The sequence below is a fragment of the Martinezella lusitana genome, assembly GCF_016901135.1.
Classification (GTDB): domain Bacteria; phylum Pseudomonadota; class Alphaproteobacteria; order Rhizobiales; family Rhizobiaceae; genus Rhizobium; species Rhizobium lusitanum_D.
In genome coordinates this window covers 1-16,759 of sequence record NZ_JAFEVL010000027.1, presented here as the reverse complement: position 1 = coordinate 16,759, position 16,759 = coordinate 1, and the positions used below count along the sequence as shown (strand labels likewise).

The 16,759-nt window shown below is 56.4% G+C and carries 14 protein-coding genes and 1 pseudogene; 9 read left to right on the top strand and 6 right to left on the bottom strand.

Translation table 11 applies throughout. The features are described from left to right. Positions 1-8: 8 nt before the first annotated feature. From JTP94_RS11000 to JTP94_RS10980, 5 genes are all read right to left on the bottom strand, one after another. Positions 9-734, bottom strand: coding sequence for an ABC transporter permease (locus tag JTP94_RS11000; protein ID WP_204850530.1), 726 nt, complete (start codon positions 732-734; stop codon positions 9-11). Beyond that, positions 731-1,447, bottom strand: a complete 717-nt coding sequence (locus JTP94_RS10995; protein WP_204850529.1) for an ABC transporter permease subunit — start codon at positions 1,445-1,447, stop codon at positions 731-733. The genes JTP94_RS11000 and JTP94_RS10995 overlap by 4 nt, the downstream gene beginning before the upstream one ends. A 60-nt stretch (positions 1,448-1,507) precedes the next feature. Further along, the gene (locus tag JTP94_RS10990) at positions 1,508-2,269 is read right to left on the bottom strand and encodes a transporter substrate-binding domain-containing protein (protein ID WP_204850528.1); all 762 of its coding nucleotides are present in this window, start codon (positions 2,267-2,269) and stop codon (positions 1,508-1,510) included. 72 nt (positions 2,270-2,341) lie between these two features. Next, a complete protein-coding gene (locus JTP94_RS10985) occupies positions 2,342-3,679 on the bottom strand; it encodes an aspartate aminotransferase family protein (protein ID WP_204850527.1) in 1,338 nt (445 codons plus the stop codon). An 11-nt stretch (positions 3,680-3,690) separates the two neighbouring features. Then, entirely contained in the window at positions 3,691-4,746 is a 1,056-nt protein-coding gene (locus tag JTP94_RS10980; RefSeq protein WP_204850544.1) for a phosphotransferase, read from the bottom strand. A gap of 104 nt (positions 4,747-4,850) precedes the next feature. Here JTP94_RS10980 and JTP94_RS10975 point away from each other — a divergent pair, with 104 nt between their 5' ends. The 7 genes from JTP94_RS10975 to JTP94_RS10945 all read left to right on the top strand — a co-directional run bounded on the left by JTP94_RS10975 (position 4,851) and on the right by JTP94_RS10945 (position 14,462). Beyond that, positions 4,851-5,648, top strand: a complete 798-nt coding sequence (locus JTP94_RS10975; RefSeq protein ID WP_204850526.1) for a GntR family transcriptional regulator — start codon at positions 4,851-4,853, stop codon at positions 5,646-5,648. Positions 5,649-6,023: 375 nt separating this feature from the next. Further along, positions 6,024-7,034 (top strand): ABC transporter permease, encoded by a 1,011-nt coding sequence (locus JTP94_RS10970; protein WP_204850525.1) that lies wholly within the window; start codon positions 6,024-6,026, stop codon positions 7,032-7,034. Beyond that, positions 7,031-8,545, top strand: coding sequence for a sugar ABC transporter ATP-binding protein (locus JTP94_RS10965; protein ID WP_204850524.1), 1,515 nt, complete (start codon positions 7,031-7,033; stop codon positions 8,543-8,545). Before JTP94_RS10970 ends, JTP94_RS10965 begins: the two co-directional genes overlap by 4 nt. Beyond that, positions 8,545-9,501, top strand: coding sequence for an ABC transporter permease (locus JTP94_RS10960; RefSeq protein WP_204850523.1), 957 nt, complete (start codon positions 8,545-8,547; stop codon positions 9,499-9,501). Before JTP94_RS10965 ends, JTP94_RS10960 begins: the two co-directional genes overlap by 1 nt. Before the next feature lie 37 nt (positions 9,502-9,538). Beyond that, on the top strand, positions 9,539-10,519 hold the full coding sequence (locus JTP94_RS10955; RefSeq protein ID WP_246754816.1) for a sugar ABC transporter substrate-binding protein: 981 nt from the start codon (positions 9,539-9,541) through the stop codon (positions 10,517-10,519). Between the two features lie 105 nt (positions 10,520-10,624). Further along, complete coding sequence (locus JTP94_RS10950; RefSeq protein ID WP_204850522.1) at positions 10,625-12,385, top strand: hydantoinase B/oxoprolinase family protein; 1,761 nt, start codon at positions 10,625-10,627, stop codon at positions 12,383-12,385. A 1-nt stretch (position 12,386) separates the two neighbouring features. Then, on the top strand, positions 12,387-14,462 hold the full coding sequence (locus tag JTP94_RS10945) for a hydantoinase/oxoprolinase family protein (protein WP_204850521.1): 2,076 nt from the start codon (positions 12,387-12,389) through the stop codon (positions 14,460-14,462). Positions 14,463-14,502: 40 nt separating this feature from the next. Here JTP94_RS10945 and JTP94_RS10940 read toward each other — a convergent pair whose 3' ends face one another. Further along, a complete protein-coding gene (locus JTP94_RS10940) occupies positions 14,503-15,309 on the bottom strand; it encodes an NAD(P)-dependent oxidoreductase (protein WP_204850520.1) in 807 nt (268 codons plus the stop codon). A 76-nt stretch (positions 15,310-15,385) separates the two neighbouring features. Here JTP94_RS10940 and JTP94_RS10935 point away from each other — a divergent pair, with 76 nt between their 5' ends. Further along, positions 15,386-16,669: a methyl-accepting chemotaxis protein gene (locus JTP94_RS10935; RefSeq protein WP_204850519.1), complete on the top strand. Its 1,284-nt coding sequence runs from the start codon at positions 15,386-15,388 to the stop codon at positions 16,667-16,669. Continuing rightward, positions 16,650-16,759, top strand: a pseudogene (locus JTP94_RS10930) (IS6 family transposase); the annotation flags it as partial. The gene JTP94_RS10935 and the pseudogene JTP94_RS10930, both read left to right, overlap by 20 nt.

Here is a 16,759-nt window from a genome sequence, read left to right as displayed (position 1 = left end):
CTCCTGCTCTAAGCCTGTACGGCGACTGTTGGATTGGTCGCTGGTGCAACGCGATGGCGAAGGTGGCGAGTGAGATACGTTTCGAGAACGCCCCATAGCCTGCGGATCGTTTCGACCATGATCAGGTAGAGAACTGCGGCCCAGATGTAGACTTCGAAGTCGAAAGATCGCGAATATGCGAGCTTAGTCGCCTGCATGATCTCGGGCACGGTGACAACACTTGCCAATGCGGATGCCTTGAGCGACAGGATCAGTTCATTGCCCAGTGGTCGCAACGCGATGATCATCGCCTGTGGCAAAAGGATTTGAAAGAACGTGGTGCCCTGGCTTAGACCGAGAGAATTGGCCGCTTCAAGTTGACCACGGGGCAGGGAGCTCAGCGCTCCTCGAAGAATTTCCGCCTGATAAGCCGTCGTGTTCAACGTGAACGCAAATAGCGCACAGAAATAGGCGTCCTTGAAAAACCACCAAAGGCCAAGGCTAGTCAATTCGCTACGGATTTGACCTGCACCGTAGTAGATCAGGAATATCTGACCAAGCAGCGGTGTGCCGCGAAAGAAGACGATGTAGGCCTTAGCCAGATATCGGGGTATGACAAATTCGCTGTTACGCACGAGGGCAAGTGGAAGGGCCAGAACCGCGCCGATCAAAGCGGAAGATAGTACCAGCTGTAGCGTAACGGTCAGCCCCCAAAGAATCTTTGGCCCATAGCTGGAAAACAATTCGAAATTCATAGTCGCCCTCCGGCAATCCCGCGATTGGATCGCGATTCGAGCACGCCGACGACGCCGGACGAGACCATCGAAACAACCAGGTAGATGAGGCAGGCGACGGCATAGAAGAAGAGCGGCTCTTTCGTGTTCGCCACCGCCAGGTTCGTCTGCCGCATCAAGTCCGTCAACGAAATGATCGAGACGAGCGAGGTATCTTTCAGGAGGACGAACCAGAGATTGCCTAGGCCAGGTAGAGCCAGTCGAAAAAGCTGTGGGCCGATGACGCTGGAAAACGTTCGCCAGCGGGATAGTCCCAGAGCGGCGGCGGCTTCGTGCTGGCCTTTCGGGATCGCCCGCATCGCTGCTACGAATGTCTCCGAAGCAAAAGACGCAAACACGATCCCAAGGGCGATCATCCCCGCGAGGAAGCCACTAAACTCCCCAAACGGAGTGCCAAACAGAAATTGGGAAACCGTTTGGAGCAGCGCTCCGCCACCGTAGTAGATGATGAACAATGTTAGAAGTTCTGGCAGGGCTCGGAACGTCGTCGCGAAGACCGTGGCAGCACCCGCAAGCCATTTTCTATTGCCGTTGATCAATAGGGCCAGGCCAAGTCCGAGCAACAGTCCAAACGGGAGAGTGGCGAGGGCGAGCCTGATAGTCAGCCATAAGCCGTCCACCAGTTGCTGCCCCCAACCGTCGGGACCAAATGAAAGTAAACGAAGCAGATCCACCGTCGTCTCCCGATTGGTTCACGTGCCCGGCCGATCCGATCGGGCACGTGAACATTGGCTTCAGTAGATCGAGAACGGAAAGTATTTCGCGTTGATGGTCTTGTAGGTCCCATCTTCGAGAATTTCCTTCAAGGCGGCGTCGAGCTTGTCGCGAAGCGCGCTATCTTCCTTACGGACGGCGATACCCTTGCCGGCACCGAACTTCGGAGAACGGATATCGCCCCCTATAAGTTCGCAGCAGGAGCCGTCAGAAGACTTTTTCAGCCATTCGTTGAGAAGAACCTTGTCGGAAAGGACGAGATCGAGGCGACCAGCGGCGAGGTCGGCGCTCGCATCATCCACGGACGAATAGGTTTTGGTCGTCGACCCCTTGTATTCATCTTCAAGATAGTTCTGCTGTGTCGTTGACCCTTGAACACCGATGGTCTTGCCAGCGAGAGCGGCAGGAGACACGTCGGTCACTTTTGCATCCTTCGATGCCATGAACGCTGCGGGCGTGTCGTAATATTTTGCCGTAAAGTCGACCTTCTTCTTCCGTTCCTCGGTGATCGCCATCGAGGCGACGATGGCGTCGAACTTGTGCGCTACCAGTGCGGGGATCATGCCGTCCCATTCCTGGGTGACGATCTCGCACTTTAGCTTTGCCTTTTCGCATAGGGCGTTGGCGATATCGACGTCGAAGCCGGTCAGTTTTCCACCTTCAACATAGTTGAACGGAGGATAGACGCCTTCGGTGGCAATTTTGATGGTGTCTTCTGCGTATGCCGAGGAGAAAAGAGTAAGGGCAAGTACGCTGGCTGTGGCGATAAGTGAGAGTTTCATGACGTTCCCCTTTAGGAAGGTTGAGGTTGGCGCGGAATTCTCCGTCTATTGTTATTGCGTAGCCCCGAAGGCCTACGAGAGATCTGCGAGGACTTCGTCCAGCGCGAACAGAAACGTGTCGGCATTTTCAGCTGTGAACGGCAGGGGTGGGCGGATCTTGAGCACATGACCCGAGGAACTCGAGGCGCTGATCAGCATCCGCTTCTCGCGCAGGCCGTTGACGACACTGAGTGAGAGTTTTCCGTCCGGCGTCTTTGACTTGCGATCTTTGACGAATTCCATCCCCATGAAGAGACCAGCTCCGCGGACATCGCCGATGGACTCGTACTTGTCCTGAAGCTTCTTCATGCCAGCGACCATGTAGTCGCCGATCCTGACGGAATTCTCCATGAGCTTCTCGTCCTTGATGACGTCGAGCACGGCCTGTGCGGCTGCGATGGATACCGTGTTCGCACCGAAGGTATTGAAGTAGCGGATGTCCGTTCCGAAACGCTCGAGAACCTCCGGTCTGGCCGCTACGCCAGCGATCGGCATGCCATTACCCATCGGCTTGCCCATGACGACCAGGTCCGGGATAATCCCGTGGCGTTGGAATCCCCACCAATGTGTGCCAGTGCGGCCAAAACCTGGCTGTACTTCATCGGCGATGTACAGACCGCCTGCGGCATGAACGACATCGACTGTCTTTTTTAGAAAGCCTGCTGGTTCCGTCAGGATTCCGTCCGTCGAAAAGATGCCGTCGGCGATGAAGGCGGCAAACTTGATGCCGTGTCGCTGCATTGCCTTGATGGCATCCTCGACACGCTGGGCGAAAACTTCGCCAACATCCTGCCCTTCGCTGCGATACTCGTCCGGCGCATCCACGACGTAGACATGCTGACCAATAGGTACGTTCGGCCCCATCGAGGGAGAGATTTCCGCGACGGCGGTCGTCAGGCCATGATAGGCATTCGCAGTGACGATTACACCGGTTCCGCCCGTGTAATAACGGGAGATGCGCAGTGCCAGGTCGACTGCCTCGCTGCCCGTGCAGGTGTACATGACGTTCCCGATTTCATCGGGATAAGTCGCAAGCAGATCTTCTGAATATTCGAGGATCGAATCGTGGAGATAGCGCGTATGGGTGTTCAAAACGGCGGACTGCTGGGCGACCGCCTCAACCACGCGAGGATGGCAATGCCCGACCGAGGGCACATTGTTGTAGACATCCAGGTATGCGTTGCCCTGAGGATCATATAGCCAAACGCCTTCACCTCGCACCACGTGAACCGGATGTTCGTAAAAGAGCTTATATGACGGTCCAAGAAGCTTGCGACGACGCGCAATAAGCGCCTGTTCTTCGGAGGAGAGACGATCAACCGTGCTCGGGTCAAACCCGTTGATCATATAGGCGGAAGCGGATGACGACATTAGACAGGCTCCTATAGGGACAGTGCGCGGGCGATTTCGTCGGTTGCCTGCGAGCGAGATATGTGTGCGAGACGGTGAAACTGCAGCCACGCTTGTGGTGTGTTGCGCAGGATGTAGGTGCGGTTTTCGGGGAAGCGCACCGCGCGCCATTCGGTAATTGCAATGCGCATCACCATTCGCGCCACGATCGTCGTGAACAGCACGTCAACTTCCTCGGGTAGGAGAGGGCGTTTTTCATGGAAGCCGGATAGGAATTCGCAAGCTGCCGCCATCGGATCTTCAGCTTCGGTGAGCTGATAGGCGGCTGCAACCGCCACATCGAAGATCACGGGGGTGCGAACCATGTCTCCAAAATCGATAATTCCGGTGATCTGGTCGGTATCCTTCGGATCGACCACGACGTTATCGCTGTTGAGGTCGTTATGGGCGACTTGGGCACGAAGGAGTGGGATCTTCGGGGCAACTTCGTCCACGAAGCGATCGACCCATCTCAGCAGCTCAGCTACATGGGATGGGTCTTTGATCTCCTCGATCATCGGCTTGAGGGAAAGAGTATTCTTCAGATCCCAGGTGGAAAAATGGTCTTCCGCCGGATGACGAAAGTCCTCGAGTGCCGCCTGCAGACGCGCGAGCATCGAACCAATATTATGCCGTTGCTTCGGCGTTTGCGCCGCTTTGCGTTGCAGTTCGCCCTTGGTGAAGGTGACAAGGCGAACGGCGCGCCGGTCATTGGGGCCGCGATTGAGATCAAATTCCCCACGGCCGTGAAGATCCCGCACCACACGCTGTACCGGCATTCCAGGATCGCGCTTCTCGACATGTTGGAGCGCCATCGTGTGCATGTTGGTGACTGCCGGATCTTCGCCCGGATTGACGATCTTCAATAGATACTCGTCGCCGCTCTCGGTCGTGATCCGGAAATTGCTATCCTTCTCTCCGGAAAGACGGTGAGCGGAAACACTGAGGCCATAATATTGCTGAGCCAGTTCCACCGCCTCCTCCGCACTCAACAAAACCGACTTGTCGGCGAGCGCGGCCGCTACGGAAGTTTGCTTTGTCTGAAGCATGAAATAGGGTTCCCTAGCTCTGGTTAGCGATATATTGGTATATAAATATCTTGTTGGCAAGCGGGAATCTTGTGGGCCTCCAAGGAAAAAATTGGAGTGTGCCAATGTATTGGTATATTGTGGAGAGATCACCGCTTTGCGCGGATCGTCAGCCTATCGCAGAGGTAACCGTGGATCAAATCGTCCCTTTGTTTTCTCCCGACCAATTGGATGGTCGCACGTCGAAATCCGCTCAGGTCTATGAATTGCTTCGCAATGCGATCATCTCGCTGAAGATGCCGCCCGACAGTTCCGTCGTGGAAAAAGATCTCTGCGCCCAGCTCGGAATCTCCCGGACACCGTTGCGAGAAGCTATTCTCCAACTGGCAAAAGAGAGCCTGATCAAGATCGCTCCGAGCGACAAGACATTCGTCAACAAGATCGTCCTAAAAGAAGTACTACAAGGCCAGTTGGTCAGAGATACGATCGAGATGCGGTTAACGCGGCTGGCGGCACGGAATTTCAAGCAGGAGTATGAAAAGGACTTCGAACTCGCTCTTTTTAAGCAGAAGGCCGCTGCAAAAAGGAAGGATGTGGATGAGTTTTTCGCACTCGATAATGAATTTCACAGGTTGATATGTGAGTGCGCGGGCTTCGGCGACGTGTGGCTAACGATTCATAACGCGACTGGCCAACTTGACCGGGTGCGCCGCCAGGCTTTTCCGTTGGAGGGGCACTACTCTGTCGTTTTCGACGAACACCGGGAAATGTACGAGCGCATCAAGCGCCGAGATGAAGATGGCGCCGCGCGTGCCTTTCAGTTGCAGTTGGACAGCAATTTCCCTTCGATACAAATACTCAGGGAAAAGAGACCGGATCTCATAAGCGGAGATGCAGACGTCAGCGTCAGCGATATTCGTTGACATCGATATCTTCGAGGCGGTGGTGCCGGATTCATTCGGCCTCACCACCTTCGTGTTGCTTCCCGTGTCTTTCAATTAAGGATTGAATGGCGCGACCCATGCCTCTGCGCGGAGGCATTTGGTGGGCAAATATATTTTCGATACCGATATATTGGAGTATTGCAATATCGCTCAATTTGAGTTTCACTGCTTCCTAACAAAAAGAAATGGGAACTAAGCGGTCGCGAATGGCGACCTGCTCTACGAAGCCGGCGAACCGGAATTCGGCTCAGTGGGAGCGCCCCAACTGTATTTCTAAGGCGCCGCATGACGTGGAAGCTGGTCGATTCCCGCTGCGGATTCGACCGAGAAGAAGGTGGTGGGAGAGTGACCGGTATGCAGTCTGCGACAAATCGAGTTGAAGGAGGACCGGTTCAATCCGATCCGACCCAAGGGGGAGGGTTCTCCAAGCGCATCTCCGTCAACACTCTCGTCTACACACTTCTTGCAATCGTGGTACTGGCGCTGCTGCTCGTAATGTACCTGCAGGCGCCCAATTTCTTCCGTGTGAACAACCTCATCAATGTCCTAGTTCAGGCATCAATCGTAGGCATCCTCGCACTTGGCTTGACCTTTGTTCTCGTCGGAGGCGGAATCGATCTCTCCATGCCTGCCACGCTTGCACTGAGCGGCGTGCTGGGTGCGATGTGCATGCGTGATACGAACATGGCCATCGTGGGGCCATTCGTCATGCTAGCCATCGGAGCTTCGATCGGTGCTTTCAACGGATATGCGGTCGCCTACATGAAGATGACGCCGTTCGTGGTCACGCTAGCGACCATGACGGTTGCCGGCGGCGCTGCCGTGTGGATCACTGGCTCACAGAGCATTTCCGACTATCCGCTCGAATTCGAGGACTTCTTCGTGTCACGGATTCTTGGCCTGCCCCTGTCGGTGTGGATTTTTGCGGGATGCACCATTCTGGCCAGCCTCGTACTTGATCGAACCGTGTTCGGTCGGTTTATCCGGGCAATTGGATTTAACCCAGTCGCGGCATCGATCTCGCGTGTCCCGGTTCGGCGTGTCCTTTGTCTGACCTACGTCGTGGCGGGAGTGCTGGCGGGTCTTACAGGCGTCCTTCTTGTTGCGCGTCTTGGTTCAGCCTCTGCCAGTCTAGCAAGCGACAGCCTTCTTCTCGACATTATCAGCGCCTGCGTCATTGGCCGGGTGAGCATCTACGGTGGCGTTGGCAGTCCGCTTCAGGCGGCTCTCGGAGCGATTGTTGTCACCCTGATAAGCAACAGCCTCAATCAGCTGGGCGTGTCCTACTTCGCCAGTCTCGTTATCAAAGGCACGATCATCGTTCTTTTTGTCTATCTCGACAGGCTCGTCAGGAGGTCGGCATGAACATGCCAAGACGCCTCCAAATGTCGGCGATTGCAAAATCGTTCGGCGGCGCAGCGGCTCTCTCCGATGGCAACCTCGTCCTTAACGCGGGCGAAGTCCACGCACTTATGGGAGCGAACGGCGCAGGTAAGAGTACGCTTATGAACATTCTTGGCGGTGTGATCGAGAAGGATTCCGGATCGATCGCCATCGACGGTCAGACGATCGAATTGGGAAGTGCCAAGCGCGCCGCGGATATTGGCATTGCGTTCGTGCATCAGGAACTGACGACGATGCCGACGCTCAACGTGGCCGAGAATATTTTTCTCGGAGCCTATCCCAAGCGGGGCTTGTTTATAGATCGCCGGAAGATGCTGTCGGATGCCAGAATACTTCTCGGCCGCGTCGGCTGCAGTGTCGATCCGCTAGCTCTCGTCGAAACGCTGAGTACCGGCGAGCGGCAGTTGGTAGAAATCGCGCGGGCTATCCGCTCGGCGCCACGCATCATCATCTTCGACGAACCGACTTCCTCACTGTCCGGACCGGAGCGCGAAAAACTCTTTGCCGTGATTGGCAAACTGCGGGACGACGGCGCAGCCATTGTCTTCATCAGCCATTTTCTCGACGAGGTTTTTCGGATCTGTGATCGCATCACGGTCATGCGCAACGGTAGAACCGTAGGGTCCTGGTTATCGGTCGAGACCGATATGTCCGCCATTGTGCACGAAATGCTCGGCAGTATCGCCGCCTCTGACCGCGTAAGGGCGCCCTTTAAGTCTTCAGCACCTCCAAGTCTCATTGCGCGCGGTGTCTCGTCGGGCGTCCTTGTGGACAACGTGAGTCTGGAGATGCGTCCAGGCGAGATCGTCGGGTTATGGGGTCTCCTTGGATCCGGACGAACCGAGCTGGTTCGAGCCCTCATGGGGCTTGCTCCGCTCACCGCCGGCACTCTCGAGGCTATTGGTCCGAGCGGACGTCTAAACGAAATTCGACCGGACGAACTGCGTTGCAGAACCGGGTTGGTCACGGAAGATCGTCGCAAGGAAGGCGTCATCCTGCCGTTTTCGATTGCCGAGAATATCGGCCTGCCAAACCTACGCAATTTGAGCAACGCCATCGGGATTATCGACCGGAAGAAGGAAGGTGAATTGGCGGCCCGCCTTTCCGCCGAGCTCGGCGTGAAATCGACCTCCGTGCAACAGGCGGCAGGCACGCTATCGGGTGGCAACCAGCAGAAGGTCGTCTTTTCCAAATGGCTCCCGATGAAGCCGCAGTTCTTCATTCTCGATGAGCCAACACGCGGGCTGGATACCGGGGCTAAGGCCGAAATCCTCAAACTCACCGTGCGCCTCGCCGAAGAGGGTGCCTCAATCCTCTTCATCTCGTCGGAATTGGAAGAATTGATGCGCGTTTCGGATCGCTACCTGATCGTGAATCGTGGGCGCATCACGCAGGAATTACCCGGCTCGACGGCCCACAACGATTTGATGCAGGCGGTCTCTGGTGACCCGATTCTAAAGGGAGCCGCGTGATGGCAACCGCAATTCTTCGCAATCGCGTGTCCAGCGTTTCTCGCAGCCTCGGCCTTGTCTTTGCGCTCTTTGCGGTCATGATCGGATTCAGCATCGCAGCACCGAGCTTTGCCACTGCAGACAACCTATTTGCAGTCCTGCATGCGATGGGACCATCGACGATCGCCGCTACTGGAATGGCGCTCGTCATCCTGACGGGCAAAATCGACATTTCCATCGGATCGGCGGCATTCCTGTCGGCTTCGATCGGCGCACTCCTTATGGAGTCCGGCACTTCGCCGGTTCTAGCGTTTCTTGTTATTCTGGTCCTGGGTCTACTTCTCGGCGCCATCAACGGTTTGCTCGTCGCATACCTGCGCATAAATGCGTTGATCGCGACGCTGGGCACGATGATGGCCTATCGGGGAATTGGCCTCATGCTCACAGACGCGAGGGTGATCCCGCTTCCGGAGAGCATGCGCAGCATTGCCAACCTTACAGTCGGGCCGATCTTTGTCGAAACCATAGTCGTCGTGCTGATTGTTCTCGCTTTCCATTTGCTGCACCGCTCCACCAGTTTCGGTCGCACGCTGACGGCTGTCGGGAATGGGGAAGACATAGCAGCCAAGGTCGGCCTCAACACGAAACGCACACTGTTTGCGACATTCACCCTCGCTGGCTTGTTGGCTGCCGTTTCCGCCTGCAGCAGTTTCGTTCAGGTCGGTTCGGTGAGCGGCTTCTTGGGCAAAGGCCTTGAGTTCAACGCCATCGCCATCAGCGTCGTCGGCGGCATCTCGCTCGCCGGTGGTCGCGGGCGAATTATTCCCGGCGTCCTGATCGGTGCAGCCGCTTTCCAGATGATCTCCAACGGCCTCAACCAGGTAAATGCTGATCCATACATCTACCAGCTCGTGACGGGGATCGTGATCTTCGTTGCCATGTACATGGACGCACTTAAAAGCCGTCCATCGCATTGAAATGAAACCATAATCTGAATCAGAAAAGGGGAATGAAATGAACATGAAAATGATCCTCGCGAGTGCGTTCATCGGCCTTGTCGCGGTCGGCGCAGCCCATGCCGAAGAGAAGACCATCGGCCTCTCCTGGAATTCGAAGGAGAATGAAATCGTCGGCAAATGGGAGGAATATCTTCAGAGCGAAGCGGCCCGTCAGGGCAAGGAGGCCGGGATCGACTTCAAATTTGTCATCAACGTTGCCGACAACGACCCGACCCGTCAGGCGGCCAATATCGAAGACCTTATCAATCAGGGCGTCGATCTGATCATTGCCCGCGGTGAGGATGCGGCGGCGATCGGATCCTCGATCCGTGCTGCAAAGCGGGCGGACATTCCTTTCATCACATTCGATCACGGTTCCACCTCGCAAAAGCCCGATGCACATGTCTCCGGGGACAGCTACAATCAGGCGAAGACGACCGCGGAAGCTTTCGTCGCTCTGCTGAAGAAGAAGGGCGTCAAGGGTGAGTGCATCGAAATGCAGGGCGCCCTCAAGGACGTCAACGCCGTAAACCGGTCTAAGGCCTGGCATGAGGTTACCGACAAGTCCGGCGTTGTGACTACCTTGCAGTCGGTTCCGACCGAATGGAACCCGGAAATCTTCCGCTCCGGTGCGGTGAACGCTTTCCGTGCCAATCCGAATGCGAACTGCATGTTCCTCGCCAGCGACTTCGCCATCTCGGCCGTTCGGTCTGCCCTCGAAAGCATGGATAAATGGCATCCCGCCGGTGACCCGAAGCATGTCTACATCGCTTCGCAGGATATTTTCCCTGAAGCAGTCACGGCCATGGAAGCGGGCTACATCGACGTCGGTACGACATTCGACGCATATGAACATGCAAAGGAGGCCATTCGGGTCGCGATTGCGCTGATCAAAAAGGAGGATCCGAAGTGCGGACCCGATGGTTGCCTTGCGGCGGGCCGAGTGGCAACGCCGGCAAACATCGACTCGCTCCCCAATCTCTGGTCGCGCAAGTAACGGCTCGATCCGGCGCTCCGCAGGGGGCGCCGGTACATCAATGCAAACGTTCTGGATGAAGCCGTGAACCAACCATTTTCTCAGTTCTCACCCGCAAAGCTTCCGATGTTCACGGTCGTCGTGCTCCGACGTCGCTTTGAATCTGTTGTCCGTGAGATGTCGAACACGCTCGCCAAGACGGGTCGATCCGGCGTCTTGAACACCGCGCTCGATTTCTCCTGCATGGTCACCGACAATCGCTTCCAATCCCTTAGCGCGGGCCAAGGGCTGCCGGTTCACACGGGCGCGATCCACCTCATTCCGCAGGCCGTCGTCGACAAATTTGGAGAGGACATGGGGCAGGGCGATTGCTTCGTTAACAACTCCAGCTATCACGGCAATACGCACTGCGCCGACTTTACGCTCTGTTCACCAGTCTATTACAATGGAGAAGTCGTTTTCTATTCGGTCGCCCGGGCGCATTTCAGCGACATGGGATTCCCGACGCCTGACACCTACGCGCCACTTGCACGGGACTATTATCAGGAAGGCCTGATGCTGCCTTGCGTTCGTATCCAGAAAGCCGGACGAGATGTTCCGGAGGTGATCGATATCTGCAAGGCCAATATTCGTGCACCGGAAATCTTTTACGGCGACTATCTTGCCACCCTCGGGGCTGTGCGCACCGGGGAGCGTCGAGTGTTGGAAATCTGCGACGAATTTGGCGTCGAGGTGGTCAAGCAGTTCCTAGAGCAATATCAGGACTACGCCGAGGCGATGGCCATGGAAGCGATAGTCAAGCTTCCGAGCGGCACGGTCAGCAAGGAGTTCTATCACGACTCCGTCATTCCCGAATATCCCGACGGGATCCCGGTGCGCGCAAAGCTCACCGTCGATGCGGAGGCGGGAAAGATCGAAATCGATCTTCGCGACAACGTCGACAACCTGCCGCTCGGTATCAATATGAATGAAGCGACGGTTCTCGCCTGTTGTGCGACGGCAATCATGAATATTCTCGGGCCGGAAGTCCCGCGATGCGCTGGAGCGCTTCGTCCAGTGAATATCCTGATGCGCGAGGGCAGCGCGATCGGCAAGCCGAAATTTCCGGCCGCCACATGCGCGTCAACGACGAACCTGGCGCACATTTTAATCGAACATATCCAATCAATGTTCGCGGATCTGCGACCGGGTCTCGGAACCGCCTACGGCACCATTGGGCATCCGGCGTCCGCGCCCGTCGTTTCAGGGAGCGACTCCCGCTATCATGATCGTCCTTTCGTCAACCAAATCATGCTCGGCTACTGGGGTGGACCGGCCTCGTCGGGATATGACGGGTGGCTGACCTATGGCAGCGGCACCACGCAAGGCATGCTTTGGCAGTCGAGCATCGAGGTGACCGAATCCCAGCAACCAATTCTGATTGAAAAGCTTGAAATCCGACCGGATTCGTTCGGCCCGGGGACATGGATCGGAGGCGGCGGTGCGTCATGTGTCATGCGCGCGCGGGCTGACACTCTTCGGTTCACCTGCAACAGTGGAGCGCGAAAATTTCCCCCGGCGGGCACTGCTGGCGGTCATGCCGGGGCTCCTAATCTCGCGTGGAAGCAACTGGCAGACGGCTCGTTGGTAGAACTGCCCATCTTCTTCGATGTTGAGGTCGCTCCCGGCGAGAAGCTCGTCTCTGAGGGCTGCGGCGGGGGTGGCTATGGCGCGCCTGAGCAGCGCGAGCCCTACAAGGTACTGAAATCCGTGCGTGCCGGGCTGATCACACCAGAATGCGCAAAGGCCGTGTATCGCGTCGCGCTGATCGAAACCCATCAGGGCTTCGAAATCGACGCGCAAGCAACCGACGTCCTGCGCTCCGACATGCAACTACAGGCAAATTGAAATGACGCAAAGAGCATATCCTCCCTATCATGTCGCAGCAGACGTCGGTGGCACGTTTACCGATCTCGTCCTTCGCGACGGTCAAGACCAGACGTTCCTGTTCAAGTCACTCACTACGCCTGTCGATTTGTCGATCGGGATCTTCAACGGCCTGGAATTGATGTCGAAAGCAATCGGCGCTTCGGTCAAAGAGTTGCTGACGTCAGCCGTATCTTTTGCATGCGGGACGACAGCCGCGACCAACGCAATTCTTGAGGGGAAGACCGCGCGGACTGTCCTCCTCTGCACTGAAGGTTTCCGAGATATCCTTTCCATCCGTACCGGCGGGCGGCAGGGCTTCAGCATCCAGGAAGCATTTCCAGAACCCTATATTCCGCGCGAACTCACTTTGGGAATTCATGAGCGCGTCAATGCCGAGGGCCAGATTGAAACAGCTCTCGATGTCGACAAGGCACGTGCCGTGATCGAAGCCTGTGCTAGGTTGGAGCCGGAGGCGATCGCGGTCGCACTCCTGTGGTCTCACCTCAATTCGAGCCACGAGAAAAAGCTTGGGGCATTGATCGATGAGATCCTTCCCGGCATTCCCTATAGTCTGTCGCATCAGGTGAACCCGGTGATTGGAGAATATAAGCGTACGTCCGCGACTGCTATTGACGCTTCACTGAAGCCGGTGCTGAGGCAGCAGATCACGGCGCTCGAAAGCAAGCTTGCGGCGTGTGGTTTCAGGGGGCAACCCACGTTCGTCTGCTCAAACGGCGGGCGAACGTCCAGCAGGGAAATCACGGAGAGACCGGTTTACCTTTGCCTATCCGGCCCTTCTACAGCACCGGCCGCCGCTTGCCGCTTGGCCAAGCGCGCAGGTATCACGCACGGGAACGTCATAACAATCGACATCGGCGGGACAAGCCTTGACGCCAGCATCGCACGCGGCGGACGGGTTGCAATGCATCGCGAGGGATCTATCGCGGGGCACGTCTTCGGAGTTCCCTCGATCGACGTCGCAACTGTGGGGTCGGGCGGTGGCTCGATCGCGTGGGTCGATGCTGGTGGTATGTTGCGTGTTGGCCCCGAAAGTGCTGGGTCCTTTCCGGGCCCCGCCTGCTACGGACGAGGTGGAATACGTCCTACCGTCACAGACGCCAATCTCGTGCGTGGACTTCTCGATCCGGATGCATTTGCCGACGGTCAGATGACCTTATCCTTGCAGAACGCTCGCGAGGCGATCCAGCGCGATGTCGCCGAACCTCTTGGTGTTTCCGTTGAGGAAGCTGCCTCTCTCATAGCCGCCGTGACCGAGCAGGACATGGTTGCTGCTATAGAGGAGCTTGCGATCAAAAGGGGCTTCGACCCACGCGAGTTTCTGCTTGTCTCGGGCGGTGGCGCCGGGGGATTGCATGCCGCACGGCTTGCCATGGAACTCGGTATGAAGGAAGTGTTGTTCCCCCATGCGGCAAGTGTGCTTTGCGCGTATGGCACCGCAACAGGAGATGTGAAGTTCGATTTCTCTGTGAGCCGCCCTACTAACAGCAGATCTTTCGACTTTGCGGGCATCGTTCGTGCACTTGAAGGGCTTGAAACGGAAGGGGTCGCGTTCCTTGATCGGATGAACATTGAACCTGATCGCCGGGTTCTTCGCTTCAGCGTGGATGCCCACTATCAGGGCCAAGTATCGTACCTGTCCGTTGATCTTCCCACAAGAATTGATGGTCAGGCTGACCTCGATGCGCTCATTGAGAAGTTTCACCTTGAGCACGAACGAAACTATTCCGTCCGGGCGCCAGGCGACACAGTGGAATTCGTCGCTTGGAATGTCGAGGCGATCGGTCGAACCTATGAGGCTGAAGGATCGTTTGCGGGTGAACCCCCGTTGAATGAATTTATCGTCTCTCGTGAGAGAACGACTGTACACTCGACGCAAGGGACCACGATCATCGCGCTCATCTCAAGTCCGGACCTGCGGCCCGGCGATACTTTTAAGGGCCCGGCACTCGTAGAGGATCGTCTGACATCGATCTTTGTACCGGATGATGCCACGGCGGTGGTTACCAATGATCGTGGCATCCTGGTCCGGTTCTAAGTGGCCGGATTGCAACCGCGAAGGAGCTTGGAGGATGGAGTCATCCTTTGGCAGGGTCAGGGAGATCGTCCGCTGCGAAAAGCCCGCCTACGAACGAAATTCCATCCGCGTCCGTAAGTGACGCGAAATCTCTGAAAGACGGTGCCCGGTGGCTGCTCGAGTGTGCGACAGGCTGATACCGAAACTGTTTCGTCGCTTGGCGTGAAAGCAGCGGGCGATCACTGTTCGAGACGCCATTGACGATCGCGATTGAGAGAGACGGTGATTCCATACCTTCAACGACAAGTGCTGTGAGATCGTCGCCACTGATCCAGATACGCTCCCTGCGTGCGTCTACGATCTGCGGATCAGCATTCCCGATCCGGATGATCATCGTCTTGATGCTGAACTTCGTCGCATACATCGAGCAGGCCGCCTCGCCGAATGCCTTGCTCAAACCGTAAAATCCGTCGGGCGCAATGGGTGCCGTTTCGTCCCACTGGCGATCGGACGGCAGCATTCCAACAATATGATGGCTGGATGCAAAAATGAAACGGTCAATTGCTTTGCGTCGGCAAGCTTCCAGCAGGAGCAACACCGAGCGATAGTTCGGGTCTAGCGTCTCATCGAACGTTAGGCTTTTCGATACCGCACCTGCGAGATGCACGATCCCATCAATCCTACCGCGCGTTACCTCATCCACGAAGTCTGGCGACGTGATATCACCGCCCACAAACACTTCACCTTCAGCAGGTTCGATGGTTTTGCGTCCTGTGAGGACGAGATCGTATTTTTGCCGAAGCAGGGGTCGTAGCAACGTCCCTACTGCACCCGTGGCACCGGTTACCAGAAGCCTCTTCCGGGTCATATTTCCTCCTTTTTTTATCTAAAATTTACCAATTGCCGACAGTATACCGATATATCAATACAATGGCGAGGGGTCGATGTTCAAAATGCCCGTGAGGTTTCTGAGACGCCTATTTCCGAAGTTCAGGCTGTCCATGCGTAGCAGGGTCGGTATCACCATGGGGCTGCTGCGGATAAGCACTGTCACCCTAGGGTTTTCTGGTCTGGACAGGCTCAATGCGGTCAACGGAACTGCGACGCTCATTGCCAACAAGTGGCTGCCGTCGGCGCAAAGTCTTGGGATCCTTGCCGCACGTTTTGAGTCGGTGCGTTCGCGGCAATTGCAATTGCTCCTGTCCACCGAAGACGAGCGGAAAAAGGCCGAACGCGAACTTGAGACCAGCCTTCTCGATATGTCAGATTCGCTCAAGGAGTTCTCTGGACTTGCAACAGGAGAGAGTGAGCTAAAAAATGCCGACAACATCTCGCTGACCTATGATGCATATCTGAAATTCACATCTCCCTCAGGAGAAATGGTCTCAGCCGGCGACGTCGCCGGCGCGCGGGAAGTCCTGCTTGGTCAATCACAACCATACCTGAAGGGCATCCGGGACGCCCTCAAACGGGGTCAGCGCTACCAGAAAGAGAATTCTGCCCTGGCTGTGGCGTCCGGCGCGGAAGCAAGCGAGCAGGCACAGCTGTTCTTTCTGATTGGCCTGGGCGTCGTCAGCATCATCTGTGCCGGTGCGTTTGTGTGGATGCAGTCACGTGTTGCTGTTCCGATCGTCAAGCTTACTCACGCGATGGCAGCATTGGCCGACGGCCACCTGTCCGTATCAATCCCAGGCTTGAAGCGGCACGACGAGATCGGCTCAATGGCGCAGGCCCTCGCGTTTTTTCAAAATGCCCTCGAGGAGCGCCAAGTCCTTGCACAAGAACAGAGGCGCTCACACGAGGAAACCGATCAGCGTCTGCGAACCACCGAACAAGCTTTTGAAATGGCGAGTAACGAACAGCGCCGCGCCTTGGTGGTCCTGCGCGATGGCCTTCTCCATCTGTCCAAAGGTGACCTGACGGTCAGGCTCCGTGAATCGCTTTCATCCGAGTACGAAGATCTCAGAACAAATTTCAACGAGGCGATTGCAGCATTAGAACGGACGATGGAGTCGGTTGTTGGAACAGTCGCCGCCGTGAACCAGACCGCCGCTGAAATGACAGCGATATCCGACGAACTTGCAAGAAGGACCGAACAACAAGCTGCTTCTGTCGAAGAAGCGGCTTCAGTACTGTCAGAGATTACGACAACTGTGGAAGGCACCGTAACGTTAACCGCGCATCGATTAATATGTGGGATCTGGTGGGATGACCAGATTTACCCGTGATCCTCTTTATCGTCGCCACCGATTTCCAGCGGAGGTGATTGTCCATGCCGTTTGGCTCTATTTCCGGTTTCCGCTCAGCCTGCGGATGGT

Excerpts from the sequence above, each read along its gene's own strand:
- JTP94_RS11000 (WP_204850530.1), bottom strand. The coding sequence starts at position 734 with ATGAATTTCGAATTGTTTTCCAGCTATGGGCCAAAGATTCTTTGGGGG.
- JTP94_RS10990 (WP_204850528.1), bottom strand. The coding sequence starts at position 2,269 with ATGAAACTCTCACTTATCGCCACAGCCAGCGTACTTGCCCTTACTCTT.
- JTP94_RS10985 (WP_204850527.1), bottom strand. The coding sequence starts at position 3,679 with ATGTCGTCATCCGCTTCCGCCTATATGATCAACGGGTTTGACCCGAGC.
- JTP94_RS10980 (WP_204850544.1), bottom strand. The coding sequence starts at position 4,746 with ATGCTTCAGACAAAGCAAACTTCCGTAGCGGCCGCGCTCGCCGACAAG.
- JTP94_RS10975 (WP_204850526.1), top strand. The coding sequence starts at position 4,851 with ATGTATTGGTATATTGTGGAGAGATCACCGCTTTGCGCGGATCGTCAG.
- JTP94_RS10970 (WP_204850525.1), top strand. The coding sequence starts at position 6,024 with ATGCAGTCTGCGACAAATCGAGTTGAAGGAGGACCGGTTCAATCCGAT.
- JTP94_RS10965 (WP_204850524.1), top strand. The coding sequence starts at position 7,031 with ATGAACATGCCAAGACGCCTCCAAATGTCGGCGATTGCAAAATCGTTC.
- JTP94_RS10960 (WP_204850523.1), top strand. The coding sequence starts at position 8,545 with ATGGCAACCGCAATTCTTCGCAATCGCGTGTCCAGCGTTTCTCGCAGC.
- JTP94_RS10955 (WP_246754816.1), top strand. The coding sequence starts at position 9,539 with ATGAACATGAAAATGATCCTCGCGAGTGCGTTCATCGGCCTTGTCGCG.
- JTP94_RS10950 (WP_204850522.1), top strand. The coding sequence starts at position 10,625 with ATGTTCACGGTCGTCGTGCTCCGACGTCGCTTTGAATCTGTTGTCCGT.
- JTP94_RS10945 (WP_204850521.1), top strand. The coding sequence starts at position 12,387 with ATGACGCAAAGAGCATATCCTCCCTATCATGTCGCAGCAGACGTCGGT.
- JTP94_RS10940 (WP_204850520.1), bottom strand. The coding sequence starts at position 15,309 with ATGACCCGGAAGAGGCTTCTGGTAACCGGTGCCACGGGTGCAGTAGGG.
- JTP94_RS10935 (WP_204850519.1), top strand. The coding sequence starts at position 15,386 with ATGTTCAAAATGCCCGTGAGGTTTCTGAGACGCCTATTTCCGAAGTTC.